This window comes from Chlorobaculum tepidum TLS, from assembly GCF_000006985.1.
Classification (GTDB): domain Bacteria; phylum Bacteroidota; class Chlorobiia; order Chlorobiales; family Chlorobiaceae; genus Chlorobaculum; species Chlorobaculum tepidum.
This window is the reverse complement of record NC_002932.3, coordinates 1,365,273-1,383,195: the sequence shown is the minus strand read 5'-3', so window position 1 is coordinate 1,383,195 and position 17,923 is coordinate 1,365,273. Positions and strand designations below refer to the sequence as shown.

17 protein-coding genes and 1 pseudogene are annotated in these 17,923 nt (G+C 56.1%); 5 read left to right on the top strand and 13 right to left on the bottom strand.

Features of this window, described 5'->3' with window-relative positions; translation table 11 throughout:
- Positions 1-24: 24 nt before the first annotated feature.
- The 3 genes from AYT24_RS06665 to AYT24_RS06655 form a co-directional block, all read right to left on the bottom strand.
- Positions 25-1,335, bottom strand: coding sequence for an MFS transporter (locus AYT24_RS06665; protein WP_010933141.1), 1,311 nt, complete (start codon positions 1,333-1,335; stop codon positions 25-27).
- 111 nt (positions 1,336-1,446) lie between these two features.
- On the bottom strand, positions 1,447-2,139 hold the full coding sequence (locus AYT24_RS06660) for an ABC transporter ATP-binding protein (protein ID WP_164927264.1): 693 nt from the start codon (positions 2,137-2,139) through the stop codon (positions 1,447-1,449).
- On the bottom strand, positions 2,139-3,401 hold the full coding sequence (locus tag AYT24_RS06655) for a glutamate-5-semialdehyde dehydrogenase (RefSeq protein WP_010933139.1): 1,263 nt from the start codon (positions 3,399-3,401) through the stop codon (positions 2,139-2,141). The genes AYT24_RS06660 and AYT24_RS06655 overlap by 1 nt, the downstream gene beginning before the upstream one ends.
- 233 nt (positions 3,402-3,634) lie before the next feature.
- Here AYT24_RS06655 and AYT24_RS06650 point away from each other — a divergent pair, with 233 nt between their 5' ends.
- Positions 3,635-4,441 carry an MIP/aquaporin family protein gene (locus tag AYT24_RS06650; protein WP_010933138.1) on the top strand — a complete coding sequence of 269 codons (807 nt, stop codon included), beginning with the start codon at positions 3,635-3,637 and terminating at the stop codon, positions 4,439-4,441.
- Between the two features lie 370 nt (positions 4,442-4,811).
- Positions 4,812-5,504, top strand: coding sequence for a hypothetical protein (locus tag AYT24_RS06645; protein WP_010933137.1), 693 nt, complete (start codon positions 4,812-4,814; stop codon positions 5,502-5,504).
- 102 nt (positions 5,505-5,606) lie between these two features.
- Here AYT24_RS06645 and AYT24_RS06640 read toward each other — a convergent pair whose 3' ends face one another.
- The 6 genes from AYT24_RS06640 to AYT24_RS06615 all read right to left on the bottom strand — a co-directional run bounded on the left by AYT24_RS06640 (position 5,607) and on the right by AYT24_RS06615 (position 13,360).
- Complete coding sequence (locus tag AYT24_RS06640; protein ID WP_010933136.1) at positions 5,607-6,662, bottom strand: rod shape-determining protein; 1,056 nt, start codon at positions 6,660-6,662, stop codon at positions 5,607-5,609.
- Between the two features lie 894 nt (positions 6,663-7,556).
- Positions 7,557-8,504: a toll/interleukin-1 receptor domain-containing protein gene (locus AYT24_RS06635; protein ID WP_010933132.1), complete on the bottom strand. Its 948-nt coding sequence runs from the start codon at positions 8,502-8,504 to the stop codon at positions 7,557-7,559.
- A 190-nt stretch (positions 8,505-8,694) separates the two neighbouring features.
- Positions 8,695-10,122 (bottom strand): bifunctional metallophosphatase/5'-nucleotidase, encoded by a 1,428-nt coding sequence (locus tag AYT24_RS06630; protein WP_407637589.1) that lies wholly within the window; start codon positions 10,120-10,122, stop codon positions 8,695-8,697.
- Positions 10,119-10,670 (bottom strand): metallophosphoesterase, encoded by a 552-nt coding sequence (locus tag AYT24_RS06625; protein WP_164927035.1) that lies wholly within the window; start codon positions 10,668-10,670, stop codon positions 10,119-10,121. The genes AYT24_RS06630 and AYT24_RS06625 overlap by 4 nt, the downstream gene beginning before the upstream one ends.
- Positions 10,671-10,774: 104 nt before the next feature.
- Positions 10,775-11,593 carry a hypothetical protein gene (locus tag AYT24_RS10400; RefSeq protein WP_010933131.1) on the bottom strand — a complete coding sequence of 273 codons (819 nt, stop codon included), beginning with the start codon at positions 11,591-11,593 and terminating at the stop codon, positions 10,775-10,777.
- A gap of 171 nt (positions 11,594-11,764) precedes the next feature.
- Positions 11,765-13,360 carry a DUF4403 family protein gene (locus tag AYT24_RS06615; RefSeq protein ID WP_010933130.1) on the bottom strand — a complete coding sequence of 532 codons (1,596 nt, stop codon included), beginning with the start codon at positions 13,358-13,360 and terminating at the stop codon, positions 11,765-11,767.
- Positions 13,361-13,525: 165 nt separating this feature from the next.
- On the opposite strand from AYT24_RS06615, the gene AYT24_RS06610 reads away from it, so the two are divergent.
- A complete protein-coding gene (locus AYT24_RS06610; protein ID WP_010933129.1) occupies positions 13,526-14,089 on the top strand; it encodes an NADPH-dependent FMN reductase in 564 nt (187 codons plus the stop codon).
- 112 nt (positions 14,090-14,201) lie between these two features.
- Here AYT24_RS06610 and AYT24_RS10760 read toward each other — a convergent pair.
- Positions 14,202-14,366, bottom strand: a pseudogene (locus AYT24_RS10760) (hypothetical protein); the annotation flags it as partial.
- Positions 14,367-14,623: 257 nt separating this feature from the next.
- Here AYT24_RS10760 and AYT24_RS06600 point away from each other — a divergent pair.
- A complete protein-coding gene (locus AYT24_RS06600; RefSeq protein ID WP_164927033.1) occupies positions 14,624-15,064 on the top strand; it encodes a hypothetical protein in 441 nt (146 codons plus the stop codon).
- Positions 15,065-15,138: 74 nt separating this feature from the next.
- On the opposite strand, the gene proB is transcribed toward AYT24_RS06600, so the two are convergent.
- The 3 genes from proB to AYT24_RS06585 are packed head-to-tail and all read right to left on the bottom strand — an operon-like array spanning position 15,139 to position 17,066.
- Positions 15,139-16,224, bottom strand: coding sequence for a glutamate 5-kinase (gene proB / locus AYT24_RS06595; RefSeq protein ID WP_010933124.1), 1,086 nt, complete (start codon positions 16,222-16,224; stop codon positions 15,139-15,141).
- A gap of 11 nt (positions 16,225-16,235) precedes the next feature.
- Complete coding sequence (locus tag AYT24_RS06590) at positions 16,236-16,562, bottom strand: DMT family transporter (RefSeq protein ID WP_010933123.1); 327 nt, start codon at positions 16,560-16,562, stop codon at positions 16,236-16,238.
- A gap of 12 nt (positions 16,563-16,574) precedes the next feature.
- Positions 16,575-17,066 (bottom strand): Fur family transcriptional regulator, encoded by a 492-nt coding sequence (locus AYT24_RS06585; RefSeq protein WP_010933122.1) that lies wholly within the window; start codon positions 17,064-17,066, stop codon positions 16,575-16,577.
- A 289-nt stretch (positions 17,067-17,355) separates the two neighbouring features.
- Here AYT24_RS06585 and def point away from each other — a divergent pair, with 289 nt between their 5' ends.
- Entirely contained in the window at positions 17,356-17,919 is a 564-nt protein-coding gene (gene def, locus AYT24_RS06580) for a peptide deformylase (protein WP_010933121.1), read from the top strand.
- The last annotated feature ends 4 nt before the right edge of the window (positions 17,920-17,923 follow it).

Genomic DNA, 17,923 nt, shown 5'->3' with positions numbered 1-17,923 from the left:
CAGCATGACAAGACAGTTTTTTTGTCATGCCGCAAATTTTCCCCTCTCCTTCACCTCCCGCGTCCGCAGCCACATACCGCCGAGCATCACAAGCAGATTCACTGCGCCGACGATAATGAAGGGGGCTTTGGGGCTCATGCCGTCGAAGAGGCGGCCTCCGGTGGTGGTGATGAAGAGGATGCCGATGGCTCCGCTGATGTTGAAGGCTCCGATGACCGAGCCGCGGGCTTCTTTCGGGGCTTCCTGACCGATGAGCGATTGCGAGCCAAGGAAAGCGCTGATCTGGCCGATGCCGAGCAGCACGAAGAAGATGAGCGAGTACGTTTCGAGAGGGTTGCCGATCATCGCCAGAGAGAGGTAGCCGATGGCGGCCAGACCCATGCAGATCGTCAGCGCCGTGACGCGGTTCCAGCGGTCGAGGAAAACGCCGATGACCGGCGCCCAGAGCAGCGCGGCGGCTTGCGAAATGATGAAGATGAAGGTGCCTTTTTTGACCGCCTCGGCTGGTTCGAGGCCCATCGCCAGGCCGGTGGTCATGCCCCAGAGCGGCACGAAGGTGCCGATGATCGACTGGTCGCCGCGTGCCACGAAGGCCGCCGCGTAGGAGAGCAGAATCTTCGGGTTGCGGGCGTGGCGGAAGCCGCTGGTGAGCAGCTTCCTGATTGGCGGGCGCTCCTCGTGTCGCACCGGTGTGCCGCCCTTGAGGCCGAAGAAGAGCACGATAGCCGTCAGTGCCGCCGTGCCCGCGATGGTCGCGTGCATCCAGAATCCGGCCTCCGTGCCGCTCATGCCGTTCGCCACGAGCCTCTTGGGCAGGCCGCCGAAGAACTGGTTCAGGATGACGATGCCGAGTCCATTCAGGAATCCGACCACCGCGATGAGCTTGCCCCGCGAGCGCTCCTTCGGATAATCGACCAGTACCGTCGCCAGTCCGCTGGTGACGGCCACCACGCCGACCGCGTAGATCATGCGGGCGATGGTGAGCTGGAACACGTTGGTCACGAGCGGGTAGTAGAGGTAGGCAATGGCCAGAATGATGAAGCCGACGGCATAGACCGGACGCCTGCCGATGCGGTCCATGATCGCTCCTGCCGGGCCGAAGAGCAAGAGCGTCACGATCTCTGTCCAGAAGACCAGGTCTCCGCTGATGGTGCCCTGCTCCGAGACCGGAATGCCGAGATGCTCGTTGAGAATGTAGGCCTGCCCGATGGAGACAAAGGTGACCATGCCGATCGAAAAGAACGATGCGAACAGGAATGTCCATGCATGGCGCGGCATGACGGAAGCGGCAAGCTCGATGGGGCCTATTTTTGCGTTGGGGGTGGAGTTGGTCATCAGGATGGAAGTGCGGTGGATTGGGTTGACGATGCAGTTATCAGATAACCCGATTTTTAGTGGTTTGTCGTTTTCAGGGCGAACCCGCGTATTCTCCCTTTCTCAAATCCATCATCCCCCGCACGCCTGCAAGCGCCCGTCTTGCATGTGGAGGCAGCGGTCGGCGGTGGCGGCGAACTCTTCGTTGTGGGTGACGATGACGAACGAGGTTTGGCGCTCCTTGCTGAGTGAGGCCATCAGTTCGTAGAGCATCCGGCTGTTGCGGCTGTCGAGGTTGCCGCTCGGTTCGTCGGCGAGCACGAGTTTGGGCTTGTTCATGAGCGCGCGGGCGATGGCGACGCGTTGCTGCTCGCCACCGGAAAGCTCCGAGGGAAGGTGGTCGAGGCGGGCCTTGAGGCCGAGTTTTTCGAGCAGCACGGCGGCGCGTTCCTTGGCGGGTTTGAGTTTGCCGGTGCCGATGAACTCGGCCATGGCGACATTTTCGAGCGCCGTGAAGTCCGAGAGCAGGTGGTGGAACTGGAAGACGAAGCCGATCTTGCGGTTGCGGAATGCGGCCAGCTCCTTTTTCGAGAGCAGGCAGCGGCTGCCCTGAAAAACCGGCGAGCCGTCGAAGATCAGCTCGCCCTCGTCGGGCGTGTCGAGCGTACCGAGCAGGTTGAGCAGCGTGGTCTTGCCGCTGCCCGACGCGCCGATGACGGTCACCATTTCGCCCGGTGCGACCGAGAGGTCGATGCCGTCGAGAATCTTCAGCGGTGGCTGGCCGGGCAGGGCGTACGATTTGACGAGCTTGCGCGCTTCGAGCATCAGGCGGTCCTCACCTGTCCCTGGCCGGTGACGAGCCACTTGTAGCTGCACAGCTCCTTGAGCGCCATTGGGCCGCGCGCGTGCAGCTTCTGCGTGCTGATGCCGATCTCCGCACCAAGGCCGAACTGCGCGCCGTCGGTGAAAGCGGTCGAGGTGTTGGCGTACACCGCCGCCGCATCGACTTGCTTCATGAAGGCGTCGATGGTCGTCTGATCCGATGCAATGATCGCCTCGCTGTGCTTCGAACTGTGGCGGGCGATGTGGTTGAGCGCCTCTTCGAGGCTGCCAACGGTCTTGATCGACATCTTCAGTGACAGGAACTCCGTGCCGAAGTGCTCCGGGCTAGCCATTTCGAGCAGCTCGTCGGGGTAGCGGCCAAGCAGCTTGTAATAGGCCGGTTCGTCGGCGAAAATTTGTACGTTTTTCTCTTCGAGCGGCACCACCAGCACCGGCAGGTCGTCGATGCGGCTCTCGTGCACGATCAGTGTGTCGAGCGCATTGCAGACGCTCGGACGGCGGGTCTTGGCGTTGAAAACAATGTCGCGGCCCATCGCAAGGTCGCCGCTCTGGTCGAAGTAGGTGTGTACGATGCCCGCTCCGGTTTCGATGACCGGCACCGTGGAGTGCTTGCGCGCGAAGTCGATCAGCGCCTGGCTGCCACGTGGAATGATGACGTCGATGTAACCCACCGCGTTGAGCAGAATGTGCGCCGCCTCGCGCTCGGCGGGCAGGAGGTAGATCATATCGGGATCAAGCCCCCGGTCGCGGATCACTGTTTGTATCAGGTTCACGATGGCGATGTTCGAGTAGGCCGCGTCGCTGCCGCCTTTCAGCACGGTGGCGTTGCCTGACTTGAGGCAGAGCGCGAAGACGTCGAAGGTGACGTTCGGGCGCGATTCGTAGATGATGCCGATCACGCCGAGCGGCACCGAGACCTTTTTCAGCTCAAGCCCATTGGGCAGCGTGCGCTCTTCGAGCACCCGGTGAAGCGGCGAAGGCAGGGCGGCGACGTTTCGCAGGTCGGTGGCGATCGAGTTCAGGCGAGCTTCGTTCAGGAGCAGCCGATCGTAGCGCGGATCGGCGGGATCCATGCGTTCGAGGTCCTTGCGGTTGGCTTCGAGGATCGCATCGGCGGCTGCGGGAATGCGGTCGGCAAGCTCGACGAGCAGGCCGTTGATGGTCTCTTCATTGAGGGGGACGATTTTGCGGCTTGCGTTTTGTACGGCCTGCAACTGTTTGACGATAGCTTCGTGTTCGGTCATGGACGCTGCTCCTTGAAAAAGGGATTGGTGAGTGATCGTTGACGCAAAAGATAGTCAATATCCGGCAACCGGCGCAATGGCGTTTGCCGCGGAATGATCTTTGGGGTGACGGTGGCAACTTGGTGAGCATTTTTTATCTTTATTTTAGCTGCAAAGCGAATGCAAAGAAGCAGCCGCTTTGTGAAAGAGCTTTTTTGTTACAAGATTGCTAACCGCTTATCCAGAAATGTGATATGGTTTCGGGAAACGATAATAACCACCATGCGGCGCAACGCGCCCGGATGCTTCTGACCCAGATTGCGCCCAATTTTCTCGACCCGAAGCACGAATGGCAGCGGATTTTTGCCGAGTTGTGGGGTACTTTTCTGCTGGTGCTCGTGGCAGCGGGCGGTCCTGTGGCGGCGACGAGTTCCGGTAACCATGCCGGCGATGCGCTCCTGCCGGTCGCGCCTGGCCTGATGGTGATGGCGATTATCTACTTCATGGGCACGGTGAGCGGCGCGCATCTCAATCCTGCCGTTACTCTGGCGTTTGCCATGCGCCGGAACTTCCCCTGGGTTCGCGTGCCGGGCTACATCCTTGCCCAGGTCGCCGGAGGGTGGCTGGCCGCGCTGTTTCTCGGCTTCATGTTTGGCAACGCGGCGGTCGCGCCGGGCATGACGTTGCCAGGCCACGAGGTCACGCCGCTAAAGGCGCTCGTCATGGAGATGGTGCTGACCGCCGCGCTGGTGAACACGATTCTCGGCACCTCGTCGGGCGCGCGTAATATCGGCACCAACGGCGCGATTGCGGTTGGCGGCTACATTGCGCTGGCAGGGATGTGGGCTGCGCCGGTCAGCGGTGCATCGATGAACCCTGTGCGCTCGCTTGCCCCCGCGCTGGTGTGCGGCGATACAACGCTTGCCTGGGTCTACGTTGCCGGGCCGATCGCCGGTGCGTTGATCGGCGTGGTATTTGAATGGATTCTGAAGGGGCCGCCCACCACCGCCGGAACTGTCGCCGCACAAGGCACGCTCGACATCGACGACAGGGAAGGGTAGCCTGCCGGTCATCTTTTACAGCTCGATCTTCCGGTGCTTCTGTCGCTGATGGTGTACAGCAGAAAAACACCGACAGTCAGGTGTGAGCGAAGCGAGCCGGTGATTTCTGTTGTTACGATTTGTTGATTTGCACGGCAGTGGATTGCTTATCTTTTGTGCAATGGATGTACAAATACCTGGCACTATACTTTGGACGCCCTCTTTTCAGGATCAGCCCCGTTCAAGGCCATAACTCCTTTGTATATCGCACGTTGAGACTTGCCAGTTCGGCTTGATCAACCGCTAACCGTTCGGTTTCAGTGTCTGGAAAACCCTGGCTAACGACCCGGCCTGGAATGTCAGCGGCGAGCCCGGGAAGTACGCATCGCAGATGAAGAGCGTGACGCCGGATGCCTATATCGGCACCTCGGGTTTCATGAAAATGGCAGGCGAGATCGATTTTCTGATGACCGTGCTCAAGACCGGCTATGCCGAGCAGGAAGACCTGCTTCGGCAGATCGATGCTGCGGCCAAGGATCTTTACGGCCCCTTCAACGTAGCCAGTATCATCAAACTGACGCCTGTTCAGAAAGCCTGGCCGCCGGAATCCGCAGAGCAGCTCAAAAAGTTCAACAACTTCGAGCGCTCTCTGCTCAACAGGTTTGAGCTGATCGACAGGAACCTGAAAATCGACCGGCGCAACCTCCTGATGAAGCCGGCCGCTGCACCAACGGGAAAGCCGGTGATGAGGCTCATGCCGATTCGCAACCTTAATCAGGTCAATCAGCCTGCCGTTGCCGCTGTCGGCAAATCCGATGCCAAACAGACAATCGACCTGGGCATGCAGAAGTACGAGCCGGGCTTCAGAACCGTTGTACCGGTTGACAAGGTTGGCATCTCTCATGGCCTCATCAATGCCATGAAAAAGCAGAAGCTCGAAGAGCTGATCGGCAAGTTCAAGGCCATTTCGCCCACCTTGTCCTATGCCGAAGGCCGTATCAGCTTTCTGCTGTCGATCGTCGAGGACTCGATCAGCAAGGTGCAGGGCAGCAACGGATGCTCCTGTGAACAGAAAACCTTCTGAGCACCGTGAAACAGCCTTGTAAAGCAAGAAGCCCGCATAACCTCTGCCAGGTTTATTCGGGCTTCTTGCTATTCTGCTGTCTGGCTGGTCACTGCGGCGATGTTACTGTTTATGCTTCTTGTTGTTGTCAAGAAGAACCGGACGGTAATGCTCGAAATTTTCCAGAATCGTACACAATCCTTTGCCGACCGTTGTTTGCGGCTCTTCGCAGATGGTGACAGCGAGTCCGGTCTCGGACTGGATTTTCTTGTCGATGCCGCTCAACAGCGCACCGCCTCCCGTCAGATAGATGCCCCGTTCGAGGATGTCAACGGCGACATCGGGTTTGTCGGCAAGTACCTCGATGCACTTTTTGATTGCGGTCACGATCTCCTGCAGCGGTGTCGTGATGATTTCCCTGAGGACCGCCGTGCTGATCTCCTGCGTATCAGGAAAACCGGTCAGCAGGTTGAACCCTTTGACCGTCAGCCGGCTTTCGCGGTCAGCCCTGTCGGTGGCGGCAATGTTCCGCTTGATATGTTCGGCTGCATATTCGCTGATAGCCAGATTGTTCTGTTCTCTCAGGTTCTCGATGATCGCATTGTTGATCTGGTTGCCTGAAACAGAGAGCGATTCCCCTGAAACAATGCCGCCCAGCGAGATGACCGCGATTTGCGTAGTGCCGGCACCCAGATTGACGATCAGGTTTGCGACAGGCTCGAACGGGTTCAGGCCGGCACCTATTGCTGCGGCTATCGGTTCCAATACCAGCCAGGCCTCTTTGGCACCCAGATGTTCCGCCATATCGAAGAACGCGCGCTTTCCCACTTCCGTGATGCTGAGAGGTATACTGACCACAAGCCGGTGAATGCCGAAGAGAATCCTGGGCTTGACGTTGTGCAGCAGCTCTCTGAAGAGCTTCTGGGTATTCTCGTAATCGCCGATAATTCCGTTGGTTACAGGCATGATGGTTTGAATGCCCGGATGCATTTTCTGGTGCATGTTGAGGGCCTCGTGTCCAAAGGCAAGCAACTGTCCGGATTCGCTTTCGACGGCGACAATCGTCGGCTCATTGACCACGATGCCCTGATCCTTTATGCACATCAGGGTGTTTGCCGATCCGGGGTCAAGACCAAGGTCGACGAAGGTTTCTATGTTCAAGACGTTTCCCAAGATCATCCCTCAGGTTTGTTTGCAGTTGAAGAACTACAGGTGCCGATGTTGCCTTGCTGGTTCTGGTAACGATGAAAGGCTGTGTTTACATTGCCGATATGTGGTCTGATTACTATCAAATATCTCATATGCCAGGCGGTATGGAATGGGTTTCTCTGTGAGCCCTTCTCCGGATTACAGTTATAGTAAATGCCAGAGTGGCAGAATTTGTTCACTTGCCGTAAACGCGAGGCGGTCGGTAATGTTGAGGCTGACAAGCCGCTGATCAAACTTTTTTCACCGTGAGCCGGTATCTGAAAGAGCCGGTTTCGCGCCGTGTGACTCACGTATCCCTAACCCTTTTATTCCCTAAGGGTAAATACCCCGCCGTTTACGGCGTAAAGTATTCAAGTATTGCCTTCAAGATACCCCGCTGCTTGCGGCAGGGTTCTTCATACTTCTCATCATCCTCTCGCACCATTTGAATCACGAGTTTCATTCCACAAGCCTGAGCGTATCTGCGAAGAGAACTCAGCGATGGGGAATGGGCTGGGTTGCCAATGGGTGGGATTCGATTCTTCCTCTAACCGTTTTTGACACGCCCATTTGTGACGCTATTTCTGCTTGAGGTCAAACCCGGTTTATTTCTGGCTTTCAACAAAGTCAGCTTATTACTGATTAATGCCTGCATTTTACTACAATCCAGCGCACCATCATAACGTTTGAAATCACCGGCGCTGCGTGGCTTTATCGCGCAGTGTCCGTGTGGACTGCCGGGTTAGAAAACTAGTGTCACGTCTCCGCTATATTGACGGATAAACTTGCGGAGAGAGGATGCGGGCCTGCTCATAAGCCTATAAAAATAAAGAGATTAATCAGTTTTTGTAATTTTTGATGAGACAGTTTTGTGGTGACGTGACACTAGCCACCGCTTAGTGCTCGCTTCAATGAAGGCGAAACATTAAATATTTCCGACAACCCGCCAATCATTTTTGATTGCTTTATGTGGCCCTTGTTTTCAAGCACGTTTAAGATGTGATCAACGATGATTTTGTTCTCCTTTAGTCGCTCTTGAATTTTGGCATTACTCATCAACTTCTCATTCACTATGGCAGAGACTACCGCCGCAATCTTGCCCTGATAATCGGGAATAGAAGCATTTGCATAAACATCAAAGCCATAGGTGGTTATCTGGTATGGGAAAAAGCCACCGCCGAGGGTTCGCATCAGTTTGATATAGCCGCCACCATCAAGTATTTCTAAGGAATCTTTCAGCTCGTCCTCCGGAAGGATCGGTTTGTCATCTTTTAAGAAGACGCGCTCAGGATTAACGAAAGCATTCCCAGTCTTCAATACTTCCTCGCAGGAAAAACGGAGCACAAGACTATCGATGTTGTTTAGGTTGCCGATGGCTTGAACAAATGACTGGACGTACTCGGGCTGCGGCCCTATAGGTGGTCTGTCATTGGCACCATAGATCGAGGCAACAATACGATCGAAGCTTTTGTCATAAGCCGACAGATCAGCGATGGGTTCCCATAACGTGCTTTTCAACGCTTCTGGGACTTCGCAATCGTCGATAACGATTGGAATGAGTTTGCTCCCGTTGTTGATCCTTTTAACAAAGGCGGCGTTTAGTTCTTCTCTTACCCACGGCTTTTCCACGCTGAACTTTGATAAAACGACGATTACTGCTTTGGCCTCCTTTATTCCCTCTTCGAATATCTTGTCTACAAGGCTATCTCCCGGGAGCATTTCCCACTTGTCCAGCCAAGCATCGATACCTTTTTGACGAAGGCGCTCTGCGAACTGAAGTACAAATCGATCTTTATCTTCGCTGGCGTGGCTTACAAAAACTTTGGGGGACATAGAGTGCCTCTGGTTTCTAACAAGTTATTAGTTCGTTTCTTCATATCTCGTTTCATGTGACGCTCATCAACAACGCTCTGTAACGAAATCCCTTAAAAGCTACCACAAAAAGTCAAGTCAAATCAAGAAAAGTTTGAATTCCATCTTTATGGATATCATTTTGAAATCAGGATAAATGAGAATAAGGGTATCACTTATGATCACCTTGCCGAAAGCGCTTGTGGACAAATTCAACAACGAGTATCACCGCGACAACGATCAGTACGGCGGCGATTATCGTGATCCAGTTGCCTCTGGCGATGAGCTTGACGGGGTTCCATGAAGCCTCGGCGACAATGCGGCCTTCGGGCTTGGCGTAGCGTTTGGGCATCGTCGGAATGCCGTTCTTTTCGGGGAACGACGAGAGGTATTCGGCCAGTGCGATCCACTCGCGCAGCGGTTCGCCGTTCCGCATTACCGTGAGCCTGCTTTCATCTCTGGCGGATACCGCATTTCCCGCTTCGTCTCTCGGCGTGATTTGCAGGATGCCGAAGGATTTTTTGCCGACGAAATCAATCAGGTTGGCGAGGTAGGAGTTGATCGCCACGCTGTACCGGCGTTCGTTCTCCAGCGGGCGGAAGCGGTGATCGGCCCCTTCGATTTCGACTGAGGTTACGCGGTCGAACGGCATGCGGTTGGGGTTGTAGCTGAACCTGATGCCGGAGACGCTCAGGAGGGCGTCTTTTTTTGACGGAGCGATGCTGGTGTGGACTTCGAGCAGGTTTTTCAGGTCGCGGCCCGTGAGGTAGACCACGATGATGGTGTTGCCGCAATAGCCGTATTGCACCGGGCCGAGCGAGGTGGTCTGGAAAACATCCGACACGCGGATGTCGCCTTTGAAGAGCGACGAACGAATGCAGCCGAGCACATCGACAGCGGCGTCGATGTGGCGGCGGCGACCCTCAGCCTCTCCGACGGCGTAGCGGTAGGCGTCGGTGACGAGGTTGCCGAGGCCGGTTTCTCCGGGTTTGGTATATGTCTCTTCGATGGTCTGGCCGTTGAATGGCTGGAAGGCAAGCACCTGGCTGAAGCGGTAGCCGAAGTGCGAGAGGTAGCGCTCTTCGACGAGACTCCGGAAGCCATCGATGGTGCGGGCGATATTTCGGTCTTCCGGTACGCTTGTGTCGATTTTCCGCAGCCGGTATCCCGTCACCTCAATCTTGCAGCTCTTTCCGACCTTTAGATCGAGTACGCCGAGCCATGTGCCGTACGATCCGGCGGAGACGATGAGCGTTTTTCCTGCCCTGATCGGCGACTGCAGAATTGTGTGGGTGTGGCCGCTGACGATCACGTCAATGCCGGGGACGGCGGCGGCAAGCTTTTCATCTTCGGAGTGTGCCTTGTCTGGATTGGTGCCGCTGTGCGACAGGCAGACGACGAGGTCAACTTTCTCGCGTTCCTTCAGAATCTTCACCGTTTTTCTTGCCGCTTCGACTGGATCGGAGAAGGTGATTGGTCTGGCAAAGCTCGCGTCTTCGGCGGCATCCTTGCCAAGCAGACCGAAAATGCCGATGCGCAGCCCGTTGCGTTCGATAATCGTATAACCGCGCACCGGGTAGTCGCGGAAAGCCTGTTTCAGCGTCGCATCGCCGGGGTCGTTTGTACTGAACGGAGGTTCGAGATGACCAGTTGCGGCAGCACCTGCGCTTTGGCTCGCGCGGCGCGGAGCATTCCGGTAGCTCCGGATGGGCGGAAGTCGAAATCGTGGTTGCTGAAGGTGGCGACGTCGTAACCCATCGCGCCCATCAGGCGAAGTTCGAGCGCCTCTTCCTGCAAAACGGTGTGGTAGAGCGTGCCTTGGGTGAAGTCGCCCGCATCGACAAGCAGGGTGTTCCCATCCGTTCGTTTGCGCTCCTGTTCGATCGCTCCGGCAAGCCGAGCGTAGCCGCCTGCGTCCCGGATGCTTCCATTGTCTGCCAGCTCGTGATGCGGTGAGAAGTGGGAGTGCAGGTCGCTGGTGAAGAGCACCGTCAGCCGCCCCGGTTCCGAGAACGCTACCGTTGGAAAAAGATGCAGCGCAGCCAGAAGCGATGCGATGACGAGCAGCAGATCGACCCGGCGCGGTTTCTCTGGCCGGTTTCCGGAATCCGGATGAAGGACGCGGGGCAAGTTGTGGTGGTCGATCATGCGTGGATACTGATGTTGTTGGCGGGCTCGTTTGCGGTGAATGGCAAACCCCCGGTTCCATTTGCTGAAACCGGGGGTTTTGTGCATCTACAAAAAAATCGCGCTTACTTCCTCAGGTAGTTAAAGCTCGGGTCGGGACGGCCTACGAAGCATGAACGGGTGAAGCCGTATTTTTTGATGATGGCATAAGCTGTTCTGGCTTCGCTCTCCTTGTCGCCGAAATCGAAGAGCCAGTGGCTGCCATCGACGATTTTCCAGCTTCCGTCGATTTTCCTGACGGTCGTGGTCACCGGGTTGAACGACACACAATCCTCCTGGACGGCTGCTCCTGGCATGGGGAGCAGGCCGGGGAAAGGCCTTATCGGCGTAAGGCGAAGCTGCCGTCTGAAGGGGTAGACCTCCGTGTAGTTGCTGCGGTTGCTGTTGTCGGTGAAGCGGGTAAAAACTTCGGCGCGAATCATGTTAGGTCCTGCCGGCTTGACAATGACCAGCGTCTGGCTGAAGTTTGTGGTGTAAACGGCGGAGACGGCCTGCGCTTGCGGTTCGATCGGGCTGGAAACGTTCGGCGCGTATGGGTATGCGTTGACTTCGCCCCAGTCGCAATCCTGCGGATGGCATTTGCCCCAGGCGTGCATTTTCAGGTTGTTGGCGTTGCCGTCGATGACGAGCGTCTGAATTTTGCTGAAATCGGTGACCAGTTCATAATTGTTGCTGTTGCTGATCCGGTGCTTCCACCGGTCAAGGGGATGGACGCGGTAGGAGTTGTCGGTATGCAGAATCTTGATGCGGATGCTTTGAGCTTTGAGCAAGAGGGCGAGCGAGTGGGATATTCCCGATTTTCCTGTTTCCGAATCACCCGATATGGCTACGACGAGCTTGCCACCATTTCCTTGTTCCTCAAGCAGCGTGAGGTGGTAAAGCACGCGGTCACAAATGGCTTTGGCCGCTGATTTGTGCTGATCGTTGATCAGCAGAACATCTCCCAGCAGAAATGGTTACCTCTTGATAGTGCCAGTACAATTTTGTGGTCTTTTCAGAATAAGAGTTAAAGCTTCTCTCCGGGAATTTTTCAATGGAAAGTATGACGCGGCGGTTCAGAAGTGATTGGTGAGCTGCAACGGGCGCGCCGTGACCGGTAACAATCGGGATTTGTTGTCTGTGTCTGGAGGCCGGGGGAGCTGACTGGTGGGGTTTTGATCCTTTGTTTCGGCTTGTTTGCGGATTCTGATGACCTTGCCGGATTTGATCCGCTTGATGCGCAGGGCATTTTTCGCGGTGGCGTTGACCAGAAGATAGATGTTGTTTCTTCCGACGCGGATATCGCATTTGCGGATGGCGAGGCTGTCGATGGTCAGATCGATGGTTCTGCCCGCTTTGGCTTTGGATACGGCTCTGGTGATGATTGTCGGCAGCCGGTCGACCAACGAGCCGATCTGCACATCGAGCCGGGTGCTGATGCTGTCTCGGATGGCATCGTGCAGAATGAGTTCTCTTGTTCTGATGATCGGGTTGCCAGTGTCGATGGAGTAGTCAAAATGGTCGATGCTGAGGGTGTGGGTCGGTATGTCATAGCGCGGACGACCGCTTATGACGATATGGCTTTTCAGGTCGAGGTCTGTCATGATGGCTACCGAAAGCCCGCTTGACGAGCCGTATGCTTCGACGCTGCGTACGACGATGTCGTATCCGGAGCGGCTGAAGCGCCGGTTCATGAAGACATCATTGAGGTTTCTGTTGATGCTGGCGAAGGGCACCAGGGCGTAGAAGTTGACATCGGAGATGGTCGAGATGCTGTCTCGGGGAGTTTGCCGGAATCGGGGCAAAGGCGTTGGCGGGCTGATGGCGGTCGTGTCGGTCAGCATCCTCATGTTTGTCATGATACGGGCGTTGCAGACGATGGCCCTCTTGTTCAGTGAAATATGGCCGGTGATGTCGTTGCAGTGGAAGCGCAGCCAGACGGGAACAGGCTTTCGGGTGAGCACGATGGGTTTCTGCAAATCTTTCCAGACATCGCTAACGGTGGGGTAAAGGCTGGCCTCCTTGTCGATTTCGGCGTCGAGCAGGGCGGTCAGGCCGCGTTTGTTGTCGCTGAGCAGGGTGTCGACGTCAGCCCTGATGTGTTTCCGGAACGGCCCTATTTTCAACACAGGCTCCTCTTCCCACCTGATATTTTCGATTTTGAAACGAGTCTTGAGATGCCAGTTGCGATCGAGCGCGATTGGTGTCGAGAAGGTGACGACCGCTTTGGCATGGATCGGCCAGACGAGCAGTTTTGCGAGAAACTTGCCGAAGCGGCTGTCAGTAAGCCGTGCTTCTGCCGAGACCGGAAAGGTGCAGAAGAGCTTATGCCCGTTCGAGCTGATGGTGATGTTTTCTTCTCTTGTCAATGCGAGACTGACGCGCTCTTTGTGCTTTTTCTGCAACCACAGGTCGGCGTTCAGGAAATTGCCGCGAATCTTGCCGTTCAGATAGTCCGCCAGTACCGTATGTTCGATGCTGATGGGCAGGTTGAACAGCGATGACGGCTGTTCGAGTTTGACGTCGGTGGTCAGGGGGGCGGGAGGCTTCGTTTTGAGGATCGTATAGCTGCGGTGCAGCCACAAACCAAGTACAGCCAGCAGGCTGGCCACAAGGCCGGTGATGAGCAGCGCTTTTTTCATCTTGCCTTTTTGCCCGATGGATGTCGGCAAAAACGGGTGAACTCATTGAGTATTGTCAAAAGCATAATACCGATTCTCACTGCGGCTTCAAAATGGCCGCGGCGTTTCGGTATGCGCGCGACTGGATTCGGGAAACCAAATGCGGTGGCGGGACGTTCGAGCAGATGGTCTTGACGAACTCTAATCCATCCCGTTATGAACACCTATCGTATCGTTGTGGTTGTTGGCAGCATCAGGCGCGAGTCGCTGAACCGCAGGCTTGCTGACGCGCTCATCCGGCTCGCGCCTGCCGACTTTGCTTTCCATCACCTCCGCATCGATGATCTTCCGTTGTATAATCAGGATGACGAAGAGCACCCGACCGAATCGATGCAACGGTTGAGGCGTGAGATAGCCGAGGCTGACGGCATTATGTTCTGTACGCCCGAATACAATCGCTCGATTCCCGGCGTGCTCAAAAATGCCATTGATGTCGGATCCCGTCCCTACGGGTACAACGCCTGGCAGGGCAAACCGGCTGGCATTATCGGCCTTTCATCGGGCGCCTGCGGAACAGCAATGGCCCAGCAGCACCTGCGCAACATCCTCGCCGTGCTCGACGTTCCAACAATGGCCCAGCCAGAAGCCTTCATCCAGTTTCGCGACGATCTCTTCGACGCCGACGGCGGAATTGGCCCCGGCAGCCGGGATTTCCTGCAAGGCTGGATGGATCGCTTCGCCGCGTGGGTGCGGCTGTGCGCCAAGCCGCGCAACGGATGAAGCCGCACTGCTTTTTCTTTTCGAGCAAAGCGTTGAGGTTTTTTGTGCATTGAACCGTGTTCGGATGCTTTGGGCCGAGCGCTTTTTCGCCGATAGCGAATGCGTGTCGAATCAACGGTTCAGCGTCGGGGTATCGTCCCGGTTCCCAGAGTATTCTTGCACGGGCATTGAGATAGAGCGGGTTTTCGTCTTCGATGGCGGCGGCTTTTTTGTAGTATCGTTCGGCTTCGGGGTAGTTGATTTGCAGTTCGTAGTTCCGGCCTTGCAGATAATCCACCTTTGCAAGGTCTTGGCGCAAATCGTTGTGTTTGTCGCGGAACTCCGAGAGCAGGCGGCTGACTTCGTTGTAGTCGAAGTTGTTTCTGGCGGCTTCGACTTTTGGAATCAGGGCTTTCAGCTCTGCGCCAACGGAGCCTTGCTGAACAGCTTTTGCGCGTCGGCATCCGCCTGCACCACCTTATCGAGATAGTTTGAAAGGTCCTCCCAATAGGTTGCCCGGCTGTACGGACCAAGTTCTTTGACATCCTTGCCCCCGTGAGTAACGCGAACCAGCTTTCAGAACGCGGGATTCTCTTTGGTCGTCTCCCAATCTTGCTGCTGGATGCTCTTTCTGTACCCGGCTCACTGTTTGGCCGACAATCCGTGATATATCAAAACATTGCCACCCGCGACAATGTTTTGATTTCCCTGAATATTAGTGGCGCCGGTTGCCGCGTTGCTCAGGCAGAACGATGGTGCGAAGATGCCGGTCGATATGCTGAAAACAGCGCTTGCGGCAATGATTTTGATGGTGTTGTGTTTCATCATTTCTTTGCTCCGTGCATCGTGACGTTGCCGCCCGCATGGATGTTGTCGTTGCCGTTGATGATCGCGACGATGATCGTTACGATTCCGCTGATAATGATGACTTTCACTTCTGTTTTCATTGGCGTGGGGATAAGGATAAAACAGCAAAACCTGAACGCTGCAAGATAACGCTGAGCTCTACTGCGCGAGCAACGGGTTGGGGGATATTGCGGAGGCGGAGGAAGGGCAGGCACGCAGGGTTCCTACGGCACCAGATACAGGTGATCGTAGTGGATGACCGGTTTGAGGCCTTTCTGGCCCATCGCTGAGCGGGCTTTTTCTGCGGTGCAGGAGGCCATGCCGTAACCGATGACCTTGCCATCTGTCGAGCAGATGCGGATGATGTCGCCGCGCTGGAACGAGCCTTCGACGCCGGTGATGCCGACAGGCAAAAGACTTGTGGCTCTCTGGCCGGAGGTCAGGGCGTCGATGGCGCCCTGATTGATGATGACGGCTCCCTTCTCAAGCCCTTCACTGAGCGCGACCCAGCGCTTGCGGCTCTGCTTTGGTTTCTGGGCGATGAACTTCGTGCCGGCTTTTCCGCCGTGCGCGATGGTCTGTAGAATGCCGGGAGTGGTGCCGTTGGCGATATGCACAGTGATGCCGAGGCGCGAGAGTTTGTGCGCGATGTTGCACTTGGTGAGCATGCCGCCACGCCCGAATTCCGATTTTCCGGGGCGGATGTACTGGCTGAAGTTCTTCGTGCCGGGATCGATCTCCTCGATCACCGGGTTCCCTTCGCTCTGTGTATCGAACAGGCCATCCACGTTCGAGAGAATGATGTTCGCGTCCACCTGCAACATCGATGCGATGAGGCCGGAGAGTTCGTCGTTGTCGGTGAACATCAGCTCGGTGATTGCCACGGCGTCGTTCTCGTTGACGATCGGCACGATCTTCTGCTGAAGCAGCGCTTCGAAGCAGGTGCGCATGTTGAGGTAGTGCTGGCGGTCGCGGAAATCGCCCTTGGTGACGAGCAGTTGAGCACCGGTTATGCCGTGTTTTTTGAAACGGTCATTGTAGGCGTTGATGAGCCGGATCTGCCCGGTGGCGGCCAGCACCTGGCGCGTCTCGACCGGCGTCAGATTACCGCTGAGCGACACGATGCCGCGCCCGGCGCTGACCGCGCCGGAGGTGACGAGAATGACTTCAACGCCGTCCTGCATGAGTGCGGCGATCTGCGAGGTCAGGCTGTCGAGAATCGCTGGATCGAGCTTGCCGTTGCGCCCCGTAATGACGTTGGTTCCAACCTTGACGACAATTCGCCTGTAAACCGGATGTTGGTGACTCATGCCTGTTCGCCTTACTTCATGTGTTCCTGACTGAAATGCAATCCGGCAATGCCCGCGATGATCAGGATCAGGGAGATTATCTTGAGCGCGTTCAATCCTTCTCCGAACCAGAGCACGCCGATTGCCGTGATGAGCGCCGTGCCGAGCGCCGACCAGATGGCGTAGGACATGCCGACAGGCAAAGTTCTGAGCGCCAGTGTGAGGAAAGTAAGACTCGTGGCGTAAAAAACGAAAATGAAAACCGATGGCACCGGCTTGGTGAAGCCTGCCGAGAGCTTCATGCTGGTGGTGCCGGAGACTTCGGCGATGATGGCGAGGATCAGATAGAGCCAGGGCATGGTGTCCGGATTTCAGGTTTTCTCTTTGTGCTTGTTGCTGATGCGCCGGGCGCAGGCCTCCTTGTCTGCGCACTCGCCAAAGAGTTGCAGGCTGAAACTGCCGAGCGAGTAGCCGTGCCCGACGCAGAGCGTTTCCATCAATTCCGGCAGCTCGCAGCTCGTGGCCTCCGAAACGTGTCCGCATTTCAGACAGATGATGTGCAGGTGGTTGGTCACGCCCCAGGATTTTTCGTAGTGGGTGTGCTTATGGCCGAGATCGATCTTGGTGACGAGGTTGAACCTGAAGAGCAGGTCAAGGGTGTGGTACACCGTGGCGCGTGAAATGGCAACTCCTTTTTTACGCAGCCGGACAAAGAGCTCGTCGGCGTCAAGGTGGGTGCTGGAGCCATACATCTCTCTGAGCACGCTCAGGCGCTCCTGGGTGCAGCGGAGCCCCTCCTCCTTCATGTACGATTTGAAAAGCGCTTCGACCTTTGCGATCGTGTCGCTGCCCGTTTGTTTCACGATGTTCTTGCTGTCAGTATTTTGTGTTTTCGGTTTTTCTAATGTATTGTTTTTCTGCGAATTCCCTGTGAACCATGAAGGCGGCGGAGCGGGAAGAGCCGGACGGAAAAGAACGCTGAAAACCGTACATTAGACGGCTATTATTCCAATGTGCCGGCTGAGCGGTTGAGTGCCGCTGGAGTGTGTGGGGCAACTATTTTGGAGTTAACAGGGTTATCTTCAGGAAAAGCTCTACCCTTTTGCTTTTGCAAGAGTTAACGGGCTATCCACAGTTAACGAGCAGTACGCAATGATTTTACCGATCAATACCTATAGCGACCCGGTACTCGCTATGAAAGCCAAGCCCCTGAAAGGGGTCGATTCAGCAATCGAGGAGTTGATTGCCGAGATGTTCGATACTATGTACAAGGCACCGGGCATCGGACTTGCTGCGCCGCAAGTGGGTCACTCGCTACGCCTGGTAGTGGTGGATATTTCCACCATCAAGGAGTATGCCGATTTCAAGCCGATGGTGGTTATCAATCCCCGCATCGTTGCCGTTCGCGGGCGCAGCCTGATGGAGGAGGGGTGCCTCAGCGTGCCGGGCATTGCGGGTAACGTCGTCCGGCCGTCGGCCATCACCCTGCACTACCGTGACGAGAAGTTTGAGGAGCACACCGCCGATTTTCACAGCATGATGGCCCGCGTGCTTCAGCACGAGATCGACCATCTCGACGGCACGCTTTTCGTGGACCGCATGGACAAGCGTGATCGCCGCAAAATCCAGAAGGAGCTTGACGCCATCGCCGAAGGACGGGTGAAGGCCGATTATCCGCTGGCCCGTGACGTTAACCGTGTCGAAGCGGAGGCCTGACCGG